Origin of the sequence: Microbispora sp. NPDC049125 (assembly GCF_040802045.1) — a bacterium.
Classification (GTDB): Bacteria; Actinomycetota; Actinomycetes; order Streptosporangiales; family Streptosporangiaceae; genus Microbispora.
The window spans coordinates 72,710-95,814 of the sequence record NZ_JBEZDW010000020.1; the positions used below are offsets into that span (position 1 = coordinate 72,710).

Sequence of the window (23,105 nt, forward strand, 5' to 3'; positions counted from 1 at the left end):
GGTGCGCCGGTGAACCTGCGGGACCGAGGGGACATGACGCCCGGAAAGGGGAAAGGCCCCGCCGTGGCGGGGCCTTTCCTTCGTGCCGTTGATCGGTGAGGCGTCAGTTCTGGCCGCCGGCCAGCTTCTCCCGCAGGGCCGCGAGAGCCTCGTCGGAGGCGAGGGCGCCACCGGTGGACTGCGCGGTGGTCTCACCGCCGCCGCTGTAGGACGAAGGAGCGGCCTCGGTCGCCGCGGCCTCCTCCTGACGGGCCTTCTCGATCTGCGAGCGGTGCGCCTCGAAGCGGGCCTGGGCCTCGGCGTACTGCCGCTCCCACTCCTCGCGCTGCTTGTCGAAGCCCTCGAGCCACTCGCCGGTCTCGGCGTCGAAGCCCTCGGGGTAGATGTAGTTGCCCGCGTCGTCGTAGGTCGCCGCCATGCCGTACAGCGTGGGGTCGAACTCGACTTCGGCGCCGGCGCCCTCGTTGGCCTGCTTCAGCGACAGCGAGATGCGGCGGCGGTCCAGGTCGATGTCGATGATCTTGACGAAGATCTCGTCGCCGACCTGCACGACCTGCTCCGGGATCTCCACGTGGCGCTCGGCCAGCTCGGAGATGTGGACCAGGCCCTCGATGCCCTCCTCGACCCGGACGAACGCGCCGAACGGCACCAGCTTGGTGACCCGGCCGGGGACGACCTGGCCGATCTGGTGGGTCCGGGCGAACTGCTGCCAGGGGTCCTCCTGCGTCGCCTTGAGCGACAGCGAGACCCGCTCGCGCTCCATGTCGACGTCGAGAACCTCGACCGTGACCTCCTGGCCGACCTCGACGACCTCGGACGGGTGGTCGATGTGCTTCCAGGACAGCTCGGACACGTGCACCAGGCCGTCGACGCCGCCGAGGTCCACGAACGCGCCGAAGTTGACGATCGAGGAGACGACGCCCTTGCGGACCTGGCCCTTCTGGAGGGTGTTGAGGAACGTCTGGCGCACCTCGGACTGGGTCTGCTCCAGCCAGGCGCGGCGGGACAGGACCACGTTGTTGCGGTTCTTGTCCAGCTCTATGATCTTGGCCTCGAGCTCACGGCCGACGTACGGCTGGAGGTCGCGGACGCGGCGCATCTCGACCAGGGACGCCGGCAGGAAGCCGCGCAGGCCGATGTCGAGGATGAGACCACCCTTGACGACCTCGATGACCGTGCCGGTGACGATGCCGTCCTCGTCCTTGATCTTCTCGATCGTGCCCCAGGCGCGCTCGTACTGCGCGCGCTTCTTGGACAGGATGAGGCGGCCCTCTTTGTCCTCCTTCTGGAGGACCAGGGCCTCGACGTGCTCGCCGACCGCGACGACGTCGGCCGGGTCGACATCGTGCTTGATCGAGAGCTCGCGGGACGGGATGACGCCCTCGGTCTTGTAGCCAATGTCGAGCAAGACCTCGTCTCGATCGACCTTGACAACGGTGCCTTCAACGATGTCGCCATCGTTGAAGTACTTGATGGTCTCGTCGATCGCGGCGAGGAAGGCCTCCTCGGAACCGATGTCGTTGACCGCTACCTGCGGGGTGCTCGAGGTGGCCTCAGTGCTGCTCGTCATGTGTGGAATTGCTCCGAACCGGACAGATGTCGTTGTGACAGAAGCGCAGCGGGCCTGTTTTCGTTCACCAGAGGCTGCTCGTTCGATGAAGAGCAACGGATGATCGAGCGCGAGCCCGCTCCGTCCGAGACGCGCGCGAGCCCACAGCGCAGCGATCAGCATATGAGACCCGGCGGGCGGGGTCAATCCGGACCGCCCGGGGGCCTTCAGTACGCGATGATCGCCTTGGCTCTGCCTTTGGCCACCTTGCCCGCGAGTTTGCGCGGAACCGACACATGGGTGGGGTCGCCGTCGGACGTGTAGCGCTCCCGCGGATGCCGGTCCAGCCAGTCGAGCCAGTAGGACGTGCACCAGCGGCGGCAGTCCCCCTGCCTCCCGTTGGACTGGATCCGGGGGATCGCGTACCGATCGAAGGATTTCGCGTAGGGCGAAATCGCCGGCTCCGCTCCGGCGAGGAAGACGCCGTCGAAATGGTACTTCGTCCCGTCCCACGACCCGTCGTGGGCCCGGGTCAGTTTCTTCGGGCGCGAGCCGTACGGCAGGGCGAACGTGGTGGACGAGGTCACGCCGAGCTTCTTGATGAGCCGCTCCTGGCGGACGATCTGCTCACTTACCCGCTCGCCGCTCAGACGGTGCAGATCGGGGTGGGAGTAGGTGTGGTTGCCCACCTCGAACCCGTGGCCGAGCAGCCAGTGCACCGCCTCCGCCTGCCGGGCGGGGTCGCGCAGCCCGAACGGCCGGCGATTGATCCAGAAGGTGGCCGCCGGGCGGAAGCTCGGATATTTGGCGGCGATCGCGTAGATGATGCCGGCCGCCGTGTCGTTGCGCGGGTTCCCCTGGTCGTCGGTCATGAAGTGGCTGGGATTGCCGTCGTCGAACGTGAGGACGACGGGATGGCCGCCCGCAGGGATGTCGATCTTCCCGGACACGAAGTCCGCCGCGGTGATCGGCACGTAGCCGTCCTTGGCCAGCCGCTCCATCTCCCGCCGGACCTGCGCGGGGGTGCGGTCGATGGACGCGAGCCGCTTCGGCAGCAGCCGGTGATACATGATCACGGGAATCAGGCCGGCCTCGTTCGCGCCGACCTTCTTCGCGGACTCCGCGGTGGCCGTCACCGGTGGCGCGGTCGCGGTGTGGGGCAGGGCCGGGGACACGGCGGACGGCTTGACCGGCCGCGTCCGCTCGTCCGCGCCCGGCGACGGCAGCAGGGCGAGCACGGCGAGGGCGACGGCCACCACAGCCATGTTCGCGATGACCGTCATCCGGGCAAGGGTTCGCACAGTCATTTGACCTTAGTGGCCGCTCCTGTGCGTATACGCATGTGTTGCAATTTCCCTGTGGACTGGAGTCTGAGGGTGTGCGGGCGGCACGGCCATGTCACCTACGCGCCCGACGAGGAGGCGCTGCGCGACCGGCTGCGGGCCGCGACGGCCGTGGGAGAGGCGTGGCGCTGCCTGCGCTGCGGCGACTTCGTCCTGGGCCCGCCACACGGATCCGGCCCGGCGGATCACGCTCCCGTGGTCCCGCGCGGCAGGGCCCTGCGGGACGCGGCGGTCCTGCGGCTGATCGCGGTCTTCCGCTGGGTGAAGGGCGTGTTCGTGCTCGCCGCCGCGTACGGCGTGTGGCGGTTCCGGTCGCGGCACGACGCCGTGCAACGGGCGTTCGACCAGGATCTTCCGCTGGTCCGGCCGCTGGCCGACCGGCTGGGGTGGAACCTGGACGAGTCAGGCGCGGTCCACACGCTGAGGACGTTCCTGTCGGCCCGGACCACCACGCTGACCTGGATCTTCCTCGCCCTGCTGGCGCTGGGCGCGCTGCTCGTCACCGAGGGCGTGGGCCTGTGGCTGCTGCGGCGCTGGGGTGAGTACTTCTCGGTCGTCGTGACCTCGGCCTTCATCCCGGTGGAGATCTACGAGCTGACCGAGAAGGTGACCGCGCTGCGGGTCGTGATCCTGCTCGTCAACATCGCCGCGGCGCTCTACATCGCGCTGAGCAAGCGGCTGTTCGGCCTGCGGGGCGGCCGGGCCGCCCACGAGGCCGAGCGGCAGGAGGCGAGCCTGCTGGAGATCGAGGCGGCCGGCCTGGCCGCCGGCGAGGATCTCCCCTCAGCGCCCGCCGGCCGCCCGCGCGAACGGTAGGACCGGCGGTCAGTGGCCGGCGTCCTCCCACGTGGGCCCGACCCCGACGCTGACCTCCAGCGGGACGCGAAGCTCGTAGGCGGCGCACATCTGCTGCCGCACCACCTCGGTGAGATCGTCGAGCTCGCCCGGCGCCACCTCGAACACCAGCTCGTCGTGGACCTGGAGCAGCATGCGGGAGCGCATCGGCTCGATGGCCCGCTGCACGCGCAGCATCGCGACCTTGATGATGTCGGCCGCCGAGCCCTGGATGGGCGCGTTGAGCGCCATCCGCTCGGCCATCTCCCTGCGCTGCCGGTTGTCGCTGGTCAGGTCGGGCAGGTAACGGCGGCGGCCCAGGATCGTCTCGGTGTACCCGTCCTTGCGCGCCTGGGCGACGATGGCGTCGAGGTAGTCGCGGACGCCGCCGAACTCCTCGAAGTACTCCTCCTTGAGCGCCCTGGCCTCCGCGACGGGGATGTTGAGCTGGCCGGACAGCCCGAAGTCGGACAAACCGTAGGCCAGCCCGTAGTTCATCGCCTTGATCCTGGCCCGCAGCTCGCCGTCCACCTGCTCGGGCGGCAGGTCGAACACCCTCGACGCGGTCGCCTGGTGGAAGTCGTGGCCCGACTCGAAGGCCTCGATCAGCGCCTGGTCCTCCGACAGGTGCGCCATGATCCGCAGCTCGATCTGGCTGTAGTCGGCCGTCAGCAGCGTCTCGTAGCCCTCGCCCACGACGAAGCCCTTGCGGATGCGGCGGCCCTCGACGGTCCGGATGGGGATGTTCTGCAGGTTCGGCTTCTCGCTGGACAGCCGCCCGGTCGCCGCGACGATCTGGTTGAACGTCGTGTGGATGCGCCCGTCGTCGGCGATCTCCTTGATCAGGCCCTCGACCGTCGTGCGCAGCTTGGACTGGTCGCGGTGGCGCAGCAGGATCGTCGGCAGCTCGTGGTCGGTCTGCGGCGCGAGCCAGGCCAGGGCGTCGGCGTCGGTCGTGTAGCCGGTCTTGATCTTCTTGGTCTTCGGCAGGCCGAGCTTGACGAACAGGATCTCCTGGAGCTGTTTGGGCGACCCGAGGTTGAACTGCTCGCCCACCGCCTCGTGGGCCGCCTCGACGGCCTGCTTCACGGCCGCGCCGAACTCCGCCTCCAGGGCCGCGAAGTACTGGCGGTCGGCGGCGATGCCGGCCCGCTCCAGCTCGGCCAGCACGCGGACCAGCGGCAGCTCGACGTCGGTGACCAGGCGGGTGCCGCCGCGCTCCGACAGGTGGGCCTCCAGCGCCTCGGCGAGGTCGCGCACGGCCTCGGCCCGCAGCGCGAGGTCGCGGGCGGCGCCGGCGTCGACGTCCTCGAACAGCGAGGCCTGCCCGTCCGGCGCCGACTCGGCGCGCAGCTCGCGGTGCAGGTAGCGCAGGACGAGGTCGTCGAGCGGGAACGACCGCTGCCCTGGCATGGCCAGGTACGCGGCGAGCGCCGTGTCGCAGGTGAGGCCGCGCAGGTCGTGGCCGTGGGCCCACAGCGCGAGCAGCGGCTGCTTGGCGTCGTGCACGGCCTTCGGCCTCGACTCGTCGGCCAGCCACGCGGCCAGCGCCGACTCGTCCTCCTCGGTGAGGGCGGTGGGATCGAGGTAGGCGGCGCCGCCGGGTGAGGCGATGGCGACGCCGTCGAGCCGCCCGGTGCCGCTGCCGTACGCCCCGCGGAACGCGAGCCCCGCACGGCCGCCGGGGAGCGCGGCCAGCCAGCCGGCCACCTGGCCGGGCTCCAGCACGGTCACCTGGAGATCGAAGCCCTCCTCCGCCTCCGGCTCCCTCGTGCCGAGGGTCTTGAACAGCCGCTCGCGCAGCTCGCCCCTGATCTGCAGCGAGTCGAGCAGCTTGTTGACCTCCTCGCGGTCCCACTCCCCGATGCCGAGCGCGCCGATCTCGGCGTCGAGCGCGACGTCGCGCTTCAGCTCGGTCAGCATCCGGTTGTGGATCACCTGGCCGAGGTGCTCGCGGAGCTTGTCGCCGACCTTGCCCTTCACCTCGTCGGCGCGGCGGACCAGCTCCTCCAGCGAGCCGTACTCGGCGATCCACTTGGTGGCGGTCTTCTCGCCGACGCTCGGGATGCTGGGCAGGTTGTCGCTCGGGTCGCCGCGCAGGGCCGCGAAGTCGGGGTACTGCACGGGGGTCAGGCCGTACTTCTCGACGACGGCCTCGGGGGTGAAGCGGGTCATGTCGCTGATGCCGCGGCGGGTCATGAGCACCGTGATCCGCTCGTCCACGAGCTGGAGCGCGTCGCGGTCCCCCGTGACGATCAGCACGTTCATGCCGTCGCCGGCCGCCTGGGTGGCGAGGGTCGCGATCAGGTCGTCGGCCTCGAAGCCCGCCAGCGACAGGCGTGGGATCCGCAGCGCGTCGAGCAGCTCGAAGATCAGCTGCATCTGGCCGCGGAAGTCCTCCGGGGTCTCGGCCCGGTTCGCCTTGTAGCCGTCGAAGGCCTCGTGCCGGAAGGTGGGCTCGCTGCGGTCGAAGCACACCGCGACATGGCTGGGCTGCTCGTCCCGCAGGACGTTGGCCAGCATCGAGGTGAAGCCGTACACCGCCTCGGTGTGCTGACCGTCGGTCGTCATCAGGTTCGCGTCCTTCAACGCGTAGAAGGCGCGGTACGCGAGGGAATGCCCGTCCAGGAGCAGCAGACACGGACGGGTGGGGGTCGCTTCACTCTTCGGCACACACGAAGCCTAGTCTCCCCCTACGACAGTTACCCCGGGCTCTTGGCACAGGAGGCATCCCCTTGACCTTGACAAACCCCGAAGAGATCGCGGCTTCGATGAACGGGGCCTGGGAGGGGCACCTGCCCGCCCGCATGGGCATCGAGATCGCCGAGGCGAGCGCCGAGCGGGTGGTCGGGCGCATGCCCGTCGAGGGCAACACCCAGCCGTACGGCCTGCTCCACGGCGGCGCCTCGTGCGTGCTGGCCGAGAGCCTCGGCTCCTTCGGAGCGGCCCTGCACGCGGGGAAGGGCAGGGTCGCGGTCGGCATCGAGATCAACGCGACGCACCACCGCTCCGTCACGTCCGGTCACGTGACGGCCGTCGCCACCCGTGTCCACGGCGGCCGGACGATCGCGACGTACGGCATCGAGGTCAGCGACGACGCGGGCCGCGCGGTGTGCACGGCCCGTCTCACCTGCATGCTCATCGATGCCCGCTGAAAACGCGCCAAAGGCGGCGCCGGCCCCATCGCGGTCGATACCGGAACGGCTTGCGACTCTCACTGCACACCGGCCTCGGCGATCGCTAGCGTTGTGGCCCCAGAGCTCGCGGTGGGACCGAGTAGACAACGTGCGGAGCCGGGGAAGCTGTGTACGGCCCCAAAGGTCCCCCGCGGGCTCGCCGTCCTCTCAGGCAATTCACATGGCGATGGTCACATGACGATGGTCAGATCGGTTCTGACCTGGGATCATTTCTCACGCCAGTGACACACCCTGGTCACCGATTGGTGACGAACCGTCCTGAACCGGGCGAGGCGGGCTTATGCTCCGGCCACAACGTCGCAGACAACGTTGACCACGTTGCGATGTTGCGCGTCCGGAGTGGAGGGGCACGACCCCGCCATGACTCAATAGAGGGAGCACCATTGCGCAGAGCCGTGATCGCGTTCACGGCCTTCCTGGGTGGACTCGTCTTTCTACTCTCCTCGCCCGCCTGGGCGGACGGAGAGGCGTTGAAGGGCACACTCCAAAACCAAGGCCAGCCGGTGAACGGCGTGAAGATCAGCGTGGCCACGGAGGACGGCAAGCCCGTGGCCGAGGTCGCCTCCGGCGCCGACGGCAAGTGGGAGGTCCCCGTCCCCAAGGCCGGCAAGTACAAGGTCACCCTCGACCAGAAGACACTGCCGGCGGGGGTCGCGCTCAAGTTCAAGAACCGCGCGACGCTCGACGTCCAGGTCTTCGACGGAAGCCAGCGCAATGTGCTGTTCGCCCTCGGCCCCCCCGGTCAGCAGGCCGGCGGGGGGCAGTCCGCGTCCGGCACCTCGATCTGGGAACGTGTCGCCCAGCTCACGTTCGAGGGCTTCAACCTCGGGCTCATCATCGCCCTGGCCGCGATGGGGCTGTCCCTCGTCTTCGGGACCACCGGCCTGACCAACTTCGCCCACGGTGAGCTGCTCACCTTCGGCGCGATGTGCGCCTACTTCTTCAACGTCGTCGCAGGCGTGCCGCTGATCCTGGCCGCGATCATCGCGGTCGTCCTGGGCGGCGCCTTCGGCTACCTGCAGGACCAGTTCTTCTGGAACAGGCTGCGCCGCAGGGGCAGCAGCCTGATCGCCATGATGATCATCTCGATCGGCCTGGCCCTGCTGCTGCGCTACGTCTTCCTGTTCCTGTTCGGCGGCGAGAGCGCGGCCTACCTCGACTACAACGCGCAGCCGGGCGTCCAGCTGGGCCCGATCTCCGCGGCGCCGAAGAACTTCTGGGCCATGGGCATCGAGCTCGCCGTCCTCGTCGTCGTCGGAGTGGCGCTGCTCAAGACCCGGACAGGGAAGGCGGCCCGCGCGGTCGCCGACAACCCGGCCCTGGCCTCCTCCTCCGGCATCGACGTCGAGCGGGTCATCCGCATCATCTGGACCGTCGGCGGGGCGGTCGCCGCGCTCGCGGGCGTGATGCTCGGCCTCGCGCAGAACGTCAACTACCAGATGGGCTTCCAGATCCTGCTGCTCGTGTTCGCGGGCGTCACACTCGGAGGGCTCGGCACCGCCTTCGGCGCCCTGGTCGGCTCCATCGTCGTCGGCCTGTTCATCCAGCTCTCCACCCTGGTGGTGCCGACCGAGCTGAAGACCGTGGGCGCGCTGATGGTGCTGATCCTCGTCATGCTCTTCCGGCCGCAGGGCATCCTCGGGCGCCGCGAGCGCATCGGCTGATCGGAGACCACCGTGGACTGGAACACCATCCTCATCACCACGCTCAAGGCCTCGATCGGCCTGGAGACCGTGGTGTACGCCCTCGCCGCCATCGGCGTGAACATCCAGTTCGGCTACGCCGGGCTGCTCAACTTCGGCCAGGCGGCCTTCCTCGGCGTCGCCGCGTACGGCCTGGCCGTCACCGTCGCCACCTTCCACCTGTCGTTCTGGCTCGGCATCGCGATCGGCCTCGTCGCCACTGTGGTGCTGGCCTTCCTGCTCGGCATACCGACGCTCAGGCTGCGGGCCGACTACCTCGCCATCGTGACCATCGCGGCAGCGGAGATCGTCCGGCTCGTGTTCCGGGCGGTGAAGTTCAAGGACGTCTTCGGCGGCTCGGACGGCCGCCAGAACTTCTCCGGCGACTTCTACGCGATGAACCCCTACTCCCCCGGCGCGTACGGCATCGGACCGATCACGTTCACCGAGCGGACCATGTGGGTCCTCACGGTCGGGTGGATCCTCGTCGCGCTGTCCTGCGGGCTCGTCTACCTGCTGATGAAGAGCCCCTGGGGACGGGTGCTCAAGGCCATCCGCGAGGACGAGGACGCCGTGCGCAGCCTCGGCAAGAACGTCTTCTCCTACAAGATGCAGGCGCTCGTGCTCGGCGGCGTCATCGGCTGCCTCGGCGGCTTCATCTTCGCCCTCGGGCAGGCCTCCATCCAGCCCGACCTGTTCGGCACCGAGTTCACGTTCTACGCGTACACGATCGTGATCCTCGGCGGCGCCGCCCGCGTCTTCAGCCCCGTCGTCGGCGCCGCGATCTTCTGGGTGCTGCTGGTCTTCGTGGGGAACACCCTCAGCGAGGCCGTCGGCGCCGGAGTCATCCCCAGCTCGATCATGACCGTCAACCAGGTCGGCGCGGTGCGCTTCATGCTGGTGGGTCTCGGCCTGATGCTCCTGCTCATCTTCCGGCCCCAGGGCATCTTCGGCGACAAGAGGGAGATCGCGCTCGATGCACGCTGACACCACCGCGACGCGGAAGGCGGCCGCGGTGGCCGCCTTCGAAGGGCTCGCGACCGAGCCGGGCGTCCCCAAGCCCGACCCCATCCTGATCATCGACGAGGTCGTCCGCCGCTTCGGGGGCCTCACCGCGGTCGACGTCGGCCACCTGGAGATCCAGCGCGGCTCGATCACCGCGCTGATCGGCCCGAACGGCGCCGGCAAGACGACGTTCTTCAACCAGCTCACCGGCTTCGACACGGCCGACGCCGGGTCCTGGACGTTCAACGGCAAGCAGCTCAAGGGCGTGCCGGCGCACCGCGTCGCCCGGCAGGGCATGGTCCGCACGTTCCAGCTCACCAAGGCGCTGTCCAAGCTGACCGTGATGGAGAACATGCGGCTCGGCGCGCAGAACCAGCGCGGCGAGAACTTCTTCCGCGCGCTGATCCCGGGAAGCTGGCGCGGCCAGGAGGACGAGATCACCGAGCGGGCCGAGGAGCTTCTCGAACGGTTCAAGCTGGACGCCAAGCGGGACGACTTCGCCGGCTCGCTGTCCGGCGGCCAGCGCAAGCTGCTGGAGATGGCCCGCGCGCTCATGGTCGGCCCCGAGCTCGTGATGCTCGACGAGCCGATGGCGGGCGTCAACCCGGCCCTCACCCAGTCGCTGCTCGGGCACGTCAAGGCGCTGCGCGAGGAGGGCATGACGGTCCTGTTCGTCGAGCACGACATGGACATGGTCCGCGACATCAGCGACTGGGTCGTGGTCATGGCGCAGGGCGCGGTCATCGCCGAGGGCCCGCCCGACAAGATCATGTCGGACCAGCGGGTCATCGACGCGTACCTGGGCGCGCATCACGACGCGCCGATGTCCGCCGAGGAGGCCGAGGAGCAGCTCCACGAGGCCGAGGCCGAGCTCGAGATCGAGGAGAAGGCATGAGCGCGCGCGAGACCGGCGGCGAGCCGGTAGCCGCTGACCTGGACGGCGCGGCGACCCCGCCGGAGGCCCCGGCGGAGACGCCGTCCGGCGGTCTGCCCGAGGACGCCGCCGACGGCTCGAACGCCGCCGTCACCGACCGGGCCGACCACCTCGCCGGCGCGGCCGAGGCCCTCCTGAGGGCCGACGAGCTCTACGCCGGGTACGTGCCGGGGGTCAACATCCTCAACGGCGCCGACCTGTACGTGAAGAAGGGCGAGCTGATCGGCATCATCGGCCCGAACGGCGCCGGCAAGTCGACCCTGCTGAAGTCCCTGTTCGGCCTGGTCAACGTGCGCAAGGGCACGGTGACGCTGGCCGGCGAGGACATCACCAACCTCAAGGCCCACTCGCTGGTCTCCCGCGGGGTCGGCTACGTCCCGCAGACCAACAACGTGTTCCCCAGCCTGACCATCGAGGAGAACCTCGAGATGGGCGCCTTCCAGGTGCCCGGGAAGTTCAAGGAGCGGTTCGAGTTCGTCTGCGAGATCTTCCCCGCGCTCAAGGAGCGGCGCAAGCAGCGGGCCGGCTCGCTTTCCGGCGGTGAGCGGCAGATGGTGGCCATGGGCCGCGCGCTCATGACCGAGCCTTCGGTCCTGCTGCTCGACGAGCCCTCGGCCGGTCTGTCGCCGAAGCTCCAGGACCTGGTCTTCATCCAGGCCCAGCAGATCAACAAGGCCGGCGTGACCGTCATCATGGTCGAGCAGAACGCCCGGCGATGCCTGCAGATCTGCCACCGGGGCTACGTGCTCGACCAGGGCCGCAACGCCTACATGGCCAGCGGGCGTGACCTGATCAACGACCCCAAGGTCATCCAGCTCTACCTGGGCACGCTCGCCCGGGCCTGAGCCTCGCCGCGAAGGCCCCGGCGGGACTCCCGCCGGGGCCTTCGCCGTCTTCCCGCCCGCCGCATCGGGGGCCGGGGGTTCACAATTGCCGTATGACGCGAACCCCCCTCGCGGCCGCTTTGGCCGTCACAGCCGTCGCCCTCACGGCGAGCCTGAGCGCATGCTCAGGCGCCGGGGGCACACAGGGCGCCTCCACCCCCGCCGCGTCCGTCAACGCCTCCCACAGGGCCTCCGGGGGCGCTTCGGGGAGCACGGGCGGCGCGGTCTACGTCACCGGCGCGGAGACGGCCGACGACCCGTGCGCCCGTGTCGTGTCCGCCATCGGCTATCTCGGCCTTTCGCTGCTGCCGCCGGGCCGGGAGGACGCCCAGCACTGGGACGGCGACGTCCGCGGCCGCTTCGGCTACCTGCGGGGCACGCTCGAGATGTACGCGACGCGGCTGCCGCGGAAGACGTCCGGCGCGGCCTCCGACATCGACCGCGTCGCCGGGCTCCTCTCCCAGGCGGACACCGGCGCCTCCCGGCGGCCCGGCCTCCTGCGTGTGTACCGGAAGGCGTCCGGCACGATCACCGCCGCCTGCGGCGCCTCCTGAGCCGCCCGCGCGGACCCCACGAGCCGCCTCGCCGTGCCCGGGGCGGCGGGGACACGCAGGAGGGCCCGGTCCACATGGACCGGGCCCTCTCACGTACGCCGGCGCCTCAGAGCGCGCCGCGCCTGTCGTCAGCCGGCGATCTTGCCGGTGTTGTAGGCGATGTTCTTGTTCTGGTTGTCGGGGCCGTACTGGTAGACACCGATGGTCGCCTCGGCCGGGTCACCGGCGTCGTTGAACTCGATGGGGCCGGAGGCGCCGTCGTAGTCGATGTCCTTGCCCGCGGCCAGCAGGTCGGCGCAGGACTTGAAGTCCTTGCACTTCTCACCGCCGGTGGAGACCTCCTTGAGCTTGGCGGCGAGGTCGGCGCCGGCGTCGCTCTTCGCCGCGGTCGCGGCCAGAGCGGCCAGGATCGTGGCGTCGTAGGACTCGGGACCGTAGTTGAAGTCCTTCAGGTTCGGGTCCGCCGTCTTCAGCTTCTCCTTGAAGGCGTCCGACACCTCGGCGCCGGGCTGGGTGCCCTTGGAGCCGTTGAGCGTGCCCTTGGGGAAGCCGTCCTTGCCGGTGCCGTAGTTGGACAGGTTGCCGTCGACGAAGTACCACTTCACCTTGTCGGCGCTCAGGCCCTGCTTGACCAGCTCAGGCACGATCTTCTTCGTCTCGTCGAAGCCGATCAGCGCGATGGCCTTGGGGTTGGCCTCCTTGATCTTGGCGACGTCCGCGGAGTAGTCGGCGGCCTTCGGGTCGTAGATGACCTTCTCGACGACCTGGCCGCCGCCGCTCTCCACCGTCTTCTGGACGTTGTCCGCCAAGCCGGTGCCGTACGCGTCCTGGAGGGCGAGGATGCCCACGGTGTCACTGCCGTCGGCGAGGATCAGGTCGCCGAGGACACGGCCCTGGAGCACGTCCGGCGGAGCCGTCCGGAAGTACAGGCCCTTGTCGTTGTACGTGGTGAACTGGTCGGATGTGTTCGCCGGCGAGATCTGCACGACGCCCGCCCCCGTGATCTTGTCGATCACCGAGAGCGACACGGAGGACGACGCGGCGCCCACGACCACGTCGGTCTTCTGCTGCAGCAACTTGTCCACGGACTGGGAGGCGATGTTGGTGGAGGTGTCACCGGAGTCCGTGTCGTTCTCGACGACCGGCTTGCCGAGCACTCCACCGGCGTCGTTGATCTCCTTGACCGCCAGCTTCACACCCGCGAACTCCGGCGGGCCGAGGAATGCGAGGGAACCGGTCTGCGGCAACAGGGTGCCGATGGTGAGAACGCCGTCGCCCTTGGCAGCGGCGGGCGCCGAGGAGGCGGCGGGCGCCGACGAGGCCGGCGCGGCGCTCTCCGTGCCACCGCCACAGGCCGTCAGGGCGAGGCTGGCAGCCGCTGCGACGGCCAGCGCCCGCCCAAGGGGGGCAATGCGGATCATGAAAGCATCTCCTTCATCCAGGCCCGGGAAACGTCAGCGCTGCCGACCCGTCCCGATCGAATGGGTGAAACGTACATAGCTCAAGGGGCCTCCCACCAGGCATGCGTCAGAACTGTCCACACTTGGATGCGGAGTCGTAATAACTCCTCAACTTAGGCGCGGGCCGCCTGACCAGCGGTCTCACTCTCAAGAGGCCTTCCTGGGGGCGCACCGCCTCCGGCGTCCCACGTTCACGCGGGCGGCTGGGACTCCCCCGCACCCTCGCTGACCACGATCTGAGCGACCTGGCGCATGCTCATCCGCCGGTCCATCGACGCCTTCTGGATCCACCGGAACGCCTGCGGCTCGCTCCACCCGTGCTGGGCCATGAGCAGGCCTTTCGCCCGTTCGACGAGCTTGCGGGTCTCCAGCCGGTCCGAGAGCGCGCCGACCTCCTTCTCCAGCGCCGCGATCTCCTCATGGCGGCTGACCGCCATCTCGATCGCGGGGACGAGGTCCCCCTTGGTGAAGGGCTTGACGAGGTAGGCCATGGCGCCCGCGTCCCTTGCCCGCTCCACGAGGTCGCGCTGCGAGAACGCCGTGAGGATGAGGCAGGGGGCGATCCGCTCCGACACGATGCGCTCGGCCGCCGAGATGCCGTCGAGGACCGGCATCTTCACGTCCAGGATCACCAGGTCCGGACGCAGCTCGGCGGCCATCTTGACCGCCGTCTCGCCGTCGCCGGCCTCGCCGACCACGGCGTAGCCGTCCTCTTCGAGCATCTCCTTGAGGTCGAGACGGATCAGTGCCTCGTCTTCCGCGATCACCACTCGCCGCTGCGTACTCACGCACAAGAGGTTACCGATGTCCGCTACATTAGGACCATGCCCGGGTCGGGCCAATCGATCTCCGTTGGAGCTCGACGACCGTCTCCGGCGCCAACCCCGGCCGACCATGTGACGACACCAGCCCCGATAGACCAACCGGCAGAGTCGATGGATTCAAAATCCATTCAGTGTGGGTTCGAATCCCACTCGGGGCACCTTCCCTCCTTGCACCGGCCAGGAAGCCGGGCCGCTGCCCGGCTCACCCGTCGCATGTCCTCGCCACCTGCCGGAAATCAGGCGAGGCTGTCCAGCCAGGCCTGGTGGAGCCGGGCGAACCGGCCGGACTCCGCGATCAGCCGGTGCGGTGGGCCGTCCTCCACGATCCGCCCGCCCTCCATGACGAGCACCCGGTCGGCGATCTCCACCGTCGACAGGCGGTGCGCGATGATCAGCGCGGTCCGGTCGGCCAGGATGGTCCGCAGCGCCCGCTGGACGAGCCGCTCGCTGGGCACGTCGAGGCTGGAGGTGGCCTCGTCGAGGATGAGCACGGCGGGGTCGGCGAGGAACGCCCGGGCGAACGCGACGAGCTGGCGCTGCCCGGCCGACATCCGGCCGCCGCGCTTGCCGACCTGCGTGTCATAGCCCTCCGGCAGGCCGGACACGAACCCGTGGGCGCCGATGGCCTCCACGGCCTCGGCGACCGCCGCCTCCGGCGCGTCCGGGCGCCCGAACCTCACGTTGTCCGAGATCGTCCCGGTGAACAGGAAGTTCTCCTGGGTGACCATGACCACGGCCCTGCGCAGGGCGGCCTCGTCGAGGTCGCGCAGGTCCACCCCGTCGAGCAGGACCCGTCCGGCCACCGGGTCGTGGAACCGGGCGACGAGCTTGGCCAGCGTGGTCTTGCCCGCGCCGGTCGTGCCGACGACGGCCACCGTCTGCCCGGCGGGGATCTCCAGGTCCAGCCGGTGCAGCACCGGCGGCCCCGTGGGGTAGGCGAACTCGACGGCGTCGAACCGCAGCGCGCCGGCGGGCCGCGGCAGCCGGGCGGGACGGCGGGGCTCGGCCACCTCCGGCTTCTCCTCCAGCACGCCCGACAGCTTCTCCAGGGCGGCCCCGGCCGACTGCAGCGTGTTGTAGAACTGGCTGATCTCCTGCATGGGCTCGTAGAACTGGCGCAGGTAGAGCAGGAACGCGGCGAGCACCCCGACGGTCACGGCGCCGTCCAGGGCGAGCCACCCGCCGTAGAGGAGCACCGCGGCGACCGTCACATTGCCGATGATCTTGATGCCCGGCATGAAGAGGGCGACCAGCCACGCCCCCAGGGTGTTGGCCTGGCGGTAGGCCTCGTCGAGCTCCTCGAAGATCTCCTGGTTGCGCGGCTCCCTGCGGAACGCCTGCACCGCCCGGATGCCCGTCATCGACTCGACGAAGTGGACGATGACCAGGGCGACGGCCTCGCGGGACCGGCGGTAGGCGGCGCCCGACCGCCGCCGGAACCAGCGCGTGAAGAGCGACAGGACCGGCAGCGGCACCAGCGCGACCAGGCCGAGGCGCACGTCGAGGACGAGCAGCATCACGGCCGTGCCGCAGAGCGTGAGCACCGCGGTGACCAGGCCGTCGAAGCCCGAGTCGAGCAGCTCGGCGATCGCCTCGACGTCGGAAGTGAGCCGCGAGATCACCCGGCCGGAGGTGTACTTCTCGTGGAACGACAGCGACAGCCGCTGGAAGTGGTCGAAGACCCGGCGGCGCAACTCCAGCAGGACGTCCTGCCCGATCCGCCCGGACATCTGGAGGAACGCCTGGCGGGTGACCGCCTGGATCAGCGCGGCGGCGAGGACGGCGGCGACGATCTCCAGCAGCGTCCCCGGCCCGCCCCCGCGCAGCATCGGGGGGATGCCCGCGTCGATGCCCTCCTTCACCAGGTACGGCAGGGCGAGCCCGGCCCCGTTCGACACCACGATGACGGCCGTCAGCACCGCGATCGCGCGGCGGTGCGGCCGCAGGAGGTCGCCGAGCAGGCGGCGCGAGCGCGACCGCAGCAGGAGGGAGACGCTCTCGGAGATCTGGTCGCGGTCCTCGGCCGCCACCCCCCGCCACGCCTCGGCGGCGGGCGGACCGGCGGCCGTGCCGCGCTCGCCCGCCGCCGTTCCGGCCGGCGGGTTCCCGCCGCCGCGTCCCCTCCGGCTTCCGCCCCGCCCGCTCACCGCAGGGCCTGCTCGGGGTCGGCGTCCTGGGCGAGCAGCGCGCGGTACTCGGGCACCGCCGACAGCAGTTCGGGGTGGCGGCCGACGTCGGTGATCGTGCCGTCCCGGAGCAGCGCCACCCGGTCCGCGAGCAGCACGGTCGACGCCCGGTGCGCGACGACGATGCCGGTCACGTCGGCCAGCACGCGCCGCAGTGCCTCCTCGACCAGGGCCTCGGTCTCCACGTCGAGGGCCGACAGCGTGTCGTCGAGGACGAGCACGCGGGGGCGGCCGAGGATCGCCCGCGCCAGGGCGAGCCGCTGCCGCTGCCCGCCGGAGAGCGACATCCCCTGCTCGCCGATGCGGGTCTCCAGCCCCCAGGGCAGGTCGTACGCGAACGTGGCCTGGGCGATCTCCAGCGCCTCGCGGATCTCCTCGTCGGCGGCGTCCCGCCGGCCGAGCGTGACGTTCTCGCGCACGCTCATCGAGAACAGCGTCGGCTCCTCGAACGCCGTGGCGACCGTCGAACGCAGCGACGGCAGGGACAGGTCGCGCACGTCGTGCCCGTCGATCGTGACCCGCCCCGCGGTGACGTCGCACAGCCGGGGCACGAGCGCGGTCAGCGTCGTCTTGCCCGCCCCGGTCGCGCCGACGACGGCGACCGTCTCCCCCGGGTGGACGTCGAGCCACACGTCGCGCAGAACGGGCCGGCCGCCGCCGGGGTAGCGGAACTCCACGGCCTCGAAGCGGACGTGCCCTCCCGTCCCGGGGGGTGCGGGCGGGAGCACGGCCGGGCCGCCGACGATCGCGGGGGCGGTGTCCATGACCTCGATGACGCGGTCAGCGGAGGTCATGGCCTCCTGGCCCATGGCGAGGATGAACCCCAGCGAGGCGACCGGCCAGACGAGCTGGAGGACCAGCGTGGTGAAGGCGACCAGGGTGCCGAGCGTCAGCGCGCCCGACCCGGCGGCGAGGGCCCCGAGCAGGAGGACAAGCGCGAGCGTGACGTTCGGGACGACCTCCAGGAACGTGAAGAACCGGGCCGCCAGCCGCACCTTCGACAGCGACGTGCGGCGGATGTCGCGGGCGGCGCGGTCGAATCCCTCGTACACGTGGGCCCGCCGCCCGAACGCCTTGACCGTCCGGACGCCCACCGCCGACTCCTCCACGACGGTGGCGAGGTCGCCCTGCTGGTCCTGCACCTGCCGGGAGATGCCGATGTAGCGCCGCTCGAAGCGCAGCGACAGCGCCACGACCGGCAGCGCGGAGGCCGCCACCAGCAGGCCGAGCGGCCAGTGCATGCGCAGCAGCACCACGGTTACGGCGGTGAGCTGGAGGACGTTCATGATCAGGAACAGCACGCCGAAGCCGAGGAACCGGCGGATGGTCGACAGGTCGGTCGTCGCGCGCGACAGCAGCTGGCCCGACTGCCACTCGCCGTGGAAGCTCATCGGCAGGCGCTGCAGGTGGCGGTACAGGTCGTCCCGGATCGCCGTCTCAAGGCCCAGGACGGGGCCGACCTGGGACCAGCGGCGTACGAACGTGAGGACGGCCTCGGCGACGCCGAGACCGAGCGCGAGCAGGCCGAGGGGGAGCAGCGCGCCGCGGTCGCCGTGGGTCACCGGGCCGTCGATGATCTCCTTGCCGACGAGCGGGATGACCGTGCCGGCCGCGATGCCGAGGAAGGCGGCCACCCAGGAGACGACGAGGGCGCGCACGTACGGCCGCAGGTAGGACCTCAGCCGCCACAGCGAGCGCCACGGAAGCCGGTGAGCGCCGGGCCGGAGACCGCCATGGGAAGCCATCGTCGGGCGCAGCGCTCCTCGCCGGGGGTGACAGGATCGGTCGACTCGCTCCTGCCATGCTCGGTCAGACGGGCCGTGCCATCAACCGGTTTTCCCGCGGCGCCGGGGGTGCCAGTTCTCCGCGGCGCCGGGGGCGCCGGGGCGGACCGCCAGGTCAGGGGGCCTGGACGCTGGTGACCGCCGAGCCGATGGTGTGAACCCGAAGGGCGTTGGTGGACCCCATGTTCCCGGGCGGGGAGCCGGCGACGATGACGACCTTGTCGCCCTTCTCGAAGTTGCCGAGCGCGAGCAGGGAGGCCTCCACCTGGCGCACCATGTCGTCGGTGTGGTGCACGAACGGCACCTCGAAGGTCTCCACGCCCCACGTCAGCGCCAGCTGGCCGCGCACCTTCGGGTTGGAGGTGAACGCGAGCAGCGGGATCGACGAACGGTAGCGGGCCAGGCGGCGGGCGGTCTCACCGGACATGGTGAACGCGACCAGCGCCTTCGCCTTGACGATCGCGCCGACCTCGGCGGCCGCGCGGGCGATGGCGCCGCCGGTGGTCTCCGGGAGGCGCTCCAGCCTGTGGGTGGCCTGCAGGGTGGTGCCCTCGGCCGCCACGGCGATGCGGGCCATCGTGGAGACCGACTCCACGGGGTAGGTGCCCACAGAGGTCTCGCCGGACAGCATGACCGCGTCGGCGCCGTCCATGACGGCGTACGCGACGTCGGAGGCCTCGGCGCGGGTGGGGCGGGGGGCGCTCATCATCGAGTCGAGCATCTGCGTCGCCACGATCACCGGGTGGGCCTTCTCCCGGCAGAGCTCGATGATGCGGCGCTGCACGATCGGCACCTGCTCCAGCGGGAGCTCCACGCCCAGGTCGCCCCGGGCCACCATGACGCCGTCGAAGGCGTCGACGATCTCCTCGAGGCAGTCCACGGCCTGCGGCTTCTCGATCTTGGCGAGGACCGGCAGGTGGACGCCCTCCTCCTCCATGATCCCGCGCACGATGGCGGCGTCGTCCGGGGAACGGACGAACGACAGGGCGATCATGTCGAAGCCGGTGCGCAGCGCCCAGCGCAGGTCCTCTTCGTCCTTGTCGGTGAGCGCGGGGGCGCTGACGGCCACACCGGGCAGGTTGAGGCCCTTGTTGTCGGAGATCATCCCGCCGATGACGACGCGGGTGACGACCCGCGGGCCCTCCACCGCGGTGACCTCGAAGCTGAGGCGGCCGTCGTCCACGAGGATCGTGTCGCCCGGCTTGACGTCGCCGGGCAACCCCTCGTAGGTGGTGGAGACGATGTCCCGGTCCCCCGGGACGTCCTCGGTCGTGATGGTGAAGACGTCGCCGTAACCCAGCCGTACAGGACCCTCGGCGAAACGGCCGACGCGGATCTTGGGACCCTGAAGGTCGGCGAGGACGCCCACCGCGCAGCCCAGCTCGTCGGCCGCGTCCCTGACGCGGTCGAGGATCTCCCTGTGCAGCTCGTGGCTGCCGTGCGAGAGGTTGAAGCGGGCCACGTTCATGCCGGCCGTGATCAACTCTCGCAGCCGCTCCGGAGAGGAGGTGGCGGGTCCCAGCGTACAGACGATCTTGGTTCGACGACTCACAAGTCCTACCCTAATTGGTACAGACCACTTGATGTGACGGCACGCGGAGCTGTCGCCCAATGTTCAGACACTTCACGAGATCACGTACGTGCCTTAGCCTTACCGGCCATGGGACGTACCCGCCTGTGGTGTGCGATAGCGACGATCTCGACACTGGCCGGAGCCACCGCGTGCGCAGGCCAGGGTACCCAACAGACCGGCCCGCCGAAGGGTGTTTCGGTCTCGCTCAACCAGTGGCGCAGCGACGAGACGTCCCACTCGATCGAGGTCTCCGTGCGCAACGACACCGACGCCTCCGTGCGCTTCGCCGACGTGCGGCTCGTCACGGCGTCGTTCGCGGCGCTGCCGGCCGAGCCGGTGAACACGACCGTCAAGCGGACTCCCCGAGTCGACCTGCGCATCCCGTACGGCGAGGCGCGCTGCGACCCGGCGCGGATCCCGCAGGTGCGGCCGGCCACGGTGATCGCCCACGTGCAGGTCGGTGACGGGCCGCTCCGTGAGGTCCGGTTCCCCGTCCGGCACCCCGACCCCACGCTGACCGCCCTGGTGAACGCGGAGTGCGGGGCGTTCATCCTGCGGCAGTCGGCGAACGTGACCTTCGGCGACACCTGGACCCGCGAGGGCAGGACGCTGCGCGGGACCGTCGTGGTCACCAGGAAGGGCGGCGACCAGCCGGTGACGATCGACGACCTCGGCGGCACCACCCACTTCAACGTCAGGCCGCTGTCGGGCAGGCGCCGGCCGGTGATCGTGCTCGGCGCGGGCACGCCGGGGCTGGAGATCCCGGTGGAGATCACGCCGGCGCGCTGCGACTGGCACGCCTTCGCCGAGGCGAAGAAGGCCTACCTGTTCCCGGTGTGGGCGACCGTCGGCCGGGGCGAGCGCCACTGGCTCATCGCGACGCCCTCCACCGCGACTCAGGCGACGTTCCTGTCGTACGCGGAGGACGTGTGCGGAGTGGGCGGCGAGACCCCCGGCGCCTGAGGGCCAGGCCGGCCCAGGACAGCGCGACGACGGCGGCCACGGCCAGCCGCACCGCCGTGACGTACTCCCCCGGGTAGACGACGCCCTCGATGTAGGTGTCGATGAAGCCGCCGGGGGCCAGGCCCCGCTCCCCCGCGGCGGCGCGGCCCCAGTTCTCCAGGGCGGTCAGCGGGCATTCGACCACGCCGGTGAGCTGGACCAGCCCCCAGGCGCACACGGCCAGGTGGGGCCAGATCATCCGGGGCCACCGCCAGGCCAGGAAGCCGCCCACGCACATGTACGCGATGACGAGGAAGTGCGCCACCATCGTGGCCTTCCACACCAGCTGATAGATCATGGTCTGCCCTCCCGACGATCCGAGGGTAGGTCCGCCCGGGTCTTCGGGACATCCGCCCGCGTACTCAGATTGCCCCCCGTCGCCGCCGAAGGGGAAGGGGGCCGCAGGCTCGCCGGATCAGGGGTTCGCCGTGGCGGCGCGGGCGGCGTTGACGACGCCCCGGCCGAAGAAGCCGTTGGCCGTCTTGCCGCCTTCGCACAGCTGGGAGCCGTCCGCGCCGTAGTCGTACCGCCGGGGCGACGGGCAGGACTTGGGCGTGGCCGTGGCGTACAGCATCTGCTCGACCTTGGCCGGGTCCATGTACAGGCCGCCCTTGCCGGGCTTGCCGAACCGGCTGATGATGATGGCCGCCACGCCGGTGACGTGGGGAGCGGCCATCGAGGTGCCCTCCAGGTACTGGTAGTACGAGCAGGCGCCGCCGTGGCAGTCGCGCACGACCGCGGAGTCCTTGGGGGCGCCCCGCCCGTCGAGGAGCCCCTGGGCGCGCAGCGCGGCGGCGGGCGCGGCGGCCAGGATCTCCCGGCGCGGGCCGCCGAGGGCGGTGCCGCCGTCGAAGATGTCGCCCCCGGGCGCCGCGATGTCGGTCTGCTCCACGCCGTAGTCGGAGTAGGCGGCCTTGCGCCCGCTCGGGCCGACCGCGGAGACCGAGATGACGCCGTCGATCTCGGCCGGGACGTTGAGGCAGGAGTTGTCGATCGTGCGCTGCCGCTCGGTGCCGAGCGGGTAGTCGGGGCTCGCCGTGTCCTTCTTGGGCCGGCCGAGGTCGCCGCCGCCGTTGCCGATGGCCGTGATCAGCGTGACGCCGCGCGCCCGGGCGTAGGAGAGCGCCCGGCGCATGCCCTCCAGGATCCCCTTCTGCTCCAGCTGGTCGGCGCGCGAGTCCTTCGGGTTGGCGACGCAGTTGAACGTCCAGGGGTCGACGTAGAAGCTCATGTTGACCACGTCCACGCCGACGTCGGCGGCGTAGGTGAGGGCGTCCATCGTGGGCTTGAGGAAGAAGTAGCCGGAGTCGGTGCCCGCCCTGAGGTTCACGAGTGAGACGTCGGGAGCCACCCCGCTGACGCCGATGCCGTTGATCGGCGAGGCGATCGTGCTGGCGACGTGGGTGCCGTGCCCGTCGTCGTCCTCGTCGACGGGGTCCTTGCAGCCAGGGTGCTCGCAGGCGCCGTCGAGTTTCTTGCCGTTGGGGTCCTTCGGCTGGTCGGTCACGAAGTTGCGGCTGAGCGCCCGGTTGAAGTTGGCGGCGATGTCGGGGTGGCGGCCGTCGATTCCGGTGTCGATGACGCCGACGAGGACCTTGTGGCTGCCCCTGGCGGTGGCGTACGAGCCGGTGGGGGTGGCGCCGATCATCCTCATGTCCCACTGGCGGCCGGCCAGCGGGTCGGCGGGCGACAGGCCGGGTGCGCCGGCGGCGTCCAGCGGTGTCGCGGGCGCCTGCGCGGCCGTCCGCTCCCCGTCCGGGGCCCGCAGAACGCCCGGCAGGGATGCCACGGTGCCGACCTGGCGGTCGGGGGTGACCCCGACCACGGAGGGGATGGCTCCCAGACGCTCGGGCGACGACCCCCGCACGACGAGATAGCCGAGCCGGTCGTCGCGTCCGGCGACGACGCCGCCCGCCGCGGCGACGGCCCTCTGGGTGGTGGCCTGGGCGCCACCCGCGTAGAAGACGAGGTACTCACGGACCGGACCGGACGCGGATCCCGTGGCCTTCGGAGCCCCCGTCCCCGGCGTCCCGGATCCCGGAGCCGTGGCCCCCGGTCCCGTGGCCCCCGGCGTGCCGGTTCCCGACGACACCCCGCTCCCCGGCGCGGCCCCGGCCGGCGACCCGGCCGAACAGGCCGGTGCGCCGAGCAGCAGGACCGAGATGAGTGCCCCCGCGAACCGCCCCCGTGCGTCCAACGATCCTCCTCGATCCGGGCTCAGCATCTTTCAGGCAGCCGGGGTGCGCGCGCAACCCGGCCGCCTGAACAGGGATATTCCCGATTTATGCTGATAT

General features: G+C 70.6%; 18 protein-coding genes and 1 tRNA gene. 9 read left to right on the top strand and 10 right to left on the bottom strand.

Annotation, left to right across the window (positions count from 1 at the left end):
- Positions 1-103: 103 nt before the first annotated feature.
- Together rpsA and AB0B72_RS23050 are read right to left on the bottom strand one after the other, a co-directional pair.
- On the bottom strand, positions 104-1,570 hold the full coding sequence (rpsA, locus tag AB0B72_RS23045) for a 30S ribosomal protein S1 (protein ID WP_367740952.1): 1,467 nt from the start codon (positions 1,568-1,570) through the stop codon (positions 104-106).
- A gap of 206 nt (positions 1,571-1,776) precedes the next feature.
- Positions 1,777-2,832, bottom strand: coding sequence for a polysaccharide deacetylase family protein (locus tag AB0B72_RS23050; RefSeq protein ID WP_367740953.1), 1,056 nt, complete (start codon positions 2,830-2,832; stop codon positions 1,777-1,779).
- Positions 2,833-2,907: 75 nt separating this feature from the next.
- Here AB0B72_RS23050 and AB0B72_RS23055 point away from each other — a divergent pair, with 75 nt between their 5' ends.
- The gene (locus AB0B72_RS23055) at positions 2,908-3,708 is read left to right on the top strand and encodes a DUF2127 domain-containing protein (RefSeq protein WP_367740954.1); all 801 of its coding nucleotides are present in this window, start codon (positions 2,908-2,910) and stop codon (positions 3,706-3,708) included.
- Positions 3,709-3,717: 9 nt separating this feature from the next.
- On the opposite strand, the gene polA is transcribed toward AB0B72_RS23055, so the two are convergent.
- The gene (polA, locus tag AB0B72_RS23060; protein WP_367740955.1) at positions 3,718-6,399 is read right to left on the bottom strand and encodes a DNA polymerase I; all 2,682 of its coding nucleotides are present in this window, start codon (positions 6,397-6,399) and stop codon (positions 3,718-3,720) included.
- Positions 6,400-6,497: 98 nt separating this feature from the next.
- On the opposite strand from polA, the gene AB0B72_RS23065 reads away from it, so the two are divergent.
- The 6 genes from AB0B72_RS23065 to AB0B72_RS23090 all read left to right on the top strand — a co-directional run bounded on the left by AB0B72_RS23065 (position 6,498) and on the right by AB0B72_RS23090 (position 11,982).
- A complete protein-coding gene (locus AB0B72_RS23065; RefSeq protein ID WP_367741018.1) occupies positions 6,498-6,881 on the top strand; it encodes a PaaI family thioesterase in 384 nt (127 codons plus the stop codon).
- Positions 6,882-7,306: 425 nt separating this feature from the next.
- On the top strand, positions 7,307-8,587 hold the full coding sequence (locus AB0B72_RS23070) for a branched-chain amino acid ABC transporter permease (RefSeq protein ID WP_367740957.1): 1,281 nt from the start codon (positions 7,307-7,309) through the stop codon (positions 8,585-8,587).
- Between the two features lie 12 nt (positions 8,588-8,599).
- Entirely contained in the window at positions 8,600-9,592 is a 993-nt protein-coding gene (locus AB0B72_RS23075) for a branched-chain amino acid ABC transporter permease (protein ID WP_367740958.1), read from the top strand.
- Positions 9,582-10,505: an ABC transporter ATP-binding protein gene (locus AB0B72_RS23080; RefSeq protein ID WP_367740960.1), complete on the top strand. Its 924-nt coding sequence runs from the start codon at positions 9,582-9,584 to the stop codon at positions 10,503-10,505. Before AB0B72_RS23075 ends, AB0B72_RS23080 begins: the two co-directional genes overlap by 11 nt.
- Positions 10,502-11,389, top strand: coding sequence for an ABC transporter ATP-binding protein (locus AB0B72_RS23085; protein WP_367740961.1), 888 nt, complete (start codon positions 10,502-10,504; stop codon positions 11,387-11,389). Before AB0B72_RS23080 ends, AB0B72_RS23085 begins: the two co-directional genes overlap by 4 nt.
- A 92-nt stretch (positions 11,390-11,481) precedes the next feature.
- On the top strand, positions 11,482-11,982 hold the full coding sequence (locus AB0B72_RS23090; protein WP_367740963.1) for a hypothetical protein: 501 nt from the start codon (positions 11,482-11,484) through the stop codon (positions 11,980-11,982).
- A 128-nt stretch (positions 11,983-12,110) separates the two neighbouring features.
- On the opposite strand, the gene AB0B72_RS23095 is transcribed toward AB0B72_RS23090, so the two are convergent.
- Positions 12,111-13,403: an ABC transporter substrate-binding protein gene (locus tag AB0B72_RS23095; protein ID WP_367740964.1), complete on the bottom strand. Its 1,293-nt coding sequence runs from the start codon at positions 13,401-13,403 to the stop codon at positions 12,111-12,113.
- A 230-nt stretch (positions 13,404-13,633) separates the two neighbouring features.
- Positions 13,634-14,230 carry an ANTAR domain-containing response regulator gene (locus tag AB0B72_RS23100; RefSeq protein WP_367740966.1) on the bottom strand — a complete coding sequence of 199 codons (597 nt, stop codon included), beginning with the start codon at positions 14,228-14,230 and terminating at the stop codon, positions 13,634-13,636.
- Between the two features lie 120 nt (positions 14,231-14,350).
- On the opposite strand from AB0B72_RS23100, the gene AB0B72_RS23105 reads away from it, so the two are divergent.
- Positions 14,351-14,424: transfer RNA gene (locus AB0B72_RS23105), tRNA-Leu, on the top strand.
- A gap of 78 nt (positions 14,425-14,502) precedes the next feature.
- Here the strand turns inward: AB0B72_RS23105 and AB0B72_RS23110 are convergent.
- From AB0B72_RS23110 to pyk, 3 genes are all read right to left on the bottom strand, one after another.
- Positions 14,503-16,413: an ABC transporter ATP-binding protein gene (locus AB0B72_RS23110; RefSeq protein WP_367740967.1), complete on the bottom strand. Its 1,911-nt coding sequence runs from the start codon at positions 16,411-16,413 to the stop codon at positions 14,503-14,505.
- Complete coding sequence (locus AB0B72_RS23115; protein ID WP_367740968.1) at positions 16,410-18,197, bottom strand: ABC transporter ATP-binding protein; 1,788 nt, start codon at positions 18,195-18,197, stop codon at positions 16,410-16,412. The genes AB0B72_RS23110 and AB0B72_RS23115 overlap by 4 nt, the downstream gene beginning before the upstream one ends.
- Before the next feature lie 154 nt (positions 18,198-18,351).
- Positions 18,352-19,788, bottom strand: coding sequence for a pyruvate kinase (pyk, locus tag AB0B72_RS23120; RefSeq protein WP_367740969.1), 1,437 nt, complete (start codon positions 19,786-19,788; stop codon positions 18,352-18,354).
- A 108-nt stretch (positions 19,789-19,896) separates the two neighbouring features.
- Between pyk and AB0B72_RS23125 the strand changes: the two genes are divergently transcribed.
- On the top strand, positions 19,897-20,772 hold the full coding sequence (locus AB0B72_RS23125; protein WP_367740970.1) for a hypothetical protein: 876 nt from the start codon (positions 19,897-19,899) through the stop codon (positions 20,770-20,772).
- Here AB0B72_RS23125 and AB0B72_RS23130 read toward each other — a convergent pair.
- Together AB0B72_RS23130 and AB0B72_RS23135 are read right to left on the bottom strand one after the other, a co-directional pair.
- Positions 20,681-21,109, bottom strand: coding sequence for a DUF2784 domain-containing protein (locus tag AB0B72_RS23130; protein ID WP_367740971.1), 429 nt, complete (start codon positions 21,107-21,109; stop codon positions 20,681-20,683). The genes AB0B72_RS23125 and AB0B72_RS23130 overlap by 92 nt on opposite strands.
- A 117-nt stretch (positions 21,110-21,226) precedes the next feature.
- Positions 21,227-23,008 (bottom strand): S8 family serine peptidase, encoded by a 1,782-nt coding sequence (locus AB0B72_RS23135; RefSeq protein WP_367740972.1) that lies wholly within the window; start codon positions 23,006-23,008, stop codon positions 21,227-21,229.
- Positions 23,009-23,105: the final 97 nt, after the last annotated feature.

Excerpts from the sequence above, each read along its gene's own strand:
- rpsA (WP_367740952.1), bottom strand. The coding sequence starts at position 1,570 with ATGACGAGCAGCACTGAGGCCACCTCGAGCACCCCGCAGGTAGCGGTC.
- AB0B72_RS23050 (WP_367740953.1), bottom strand. The coding sequence starts at position 2,832 with ATGACGGTCATCGCGAACATGGCTGTGGTGGCCGTCGCCCTCGCCGTG.
- AB0B72_RS23065 (WP_367741018.1), top strand. The coding sequence starts at position 6,498 with ATGAACGGGGCCTGGGAGGGGCACCTGCCCGCCCGCATGGGCATCGAG.
- AB0B72_RS23080 (WP_367740960.1), top strand. The coding sequence starts at position 9,582 with ATGCACGCTGACACCACCGCGACGCGGAAGGCGGCCGCGGTGGCCGCC.
- AB0B72_RS23085 (WP_367740961.1), top strand. The coding sequence starts at position 10,502 with ATGAGCGCGCGCGAGACCGGCGGCGAGCCGGTAGCCGCTGACCTGGAC.
- AB0B72_RS23090 (WP_367740963.1), top strand. The coding sequence starts at position 11,482 with ATGACGCGAACCCCCCTCGCGGCCGCTTTGGCCGTCACAGCCGTCGCC.
- AB0B72_RS23095 (WP_367740964.1), bottom strand. The coding sequence starts at position 13,403 with ATGATCCGCATTGCCCCCCTTGGGCGGGCGCTGGCCGTCGCAGCGGCT.
- AB0B72_RS23115 (WP_367740968.1), bottom strand. The coding sequence starts at position 18,197 with ATGGCTTCCCATGGCGGTCTCCGGCCCGGCGCTCACCGGCTTCCGTGG.
- AB0B72_RS23125 (WP_367740970.1), top strand. The coding sequence starts at position 19,897 with ATGGGACGTACCCGCCTGTGGTGTGCGATAGCGACGATCTCGACACTG.
- AB0B72_RS23130 (WP_367740971.1), bottom strand. The coding sequence starts at position 21,109 with ATGATCTATCAGCTGGTGTGGAAGGCCACGATGGTGGCGCACTTCCTC.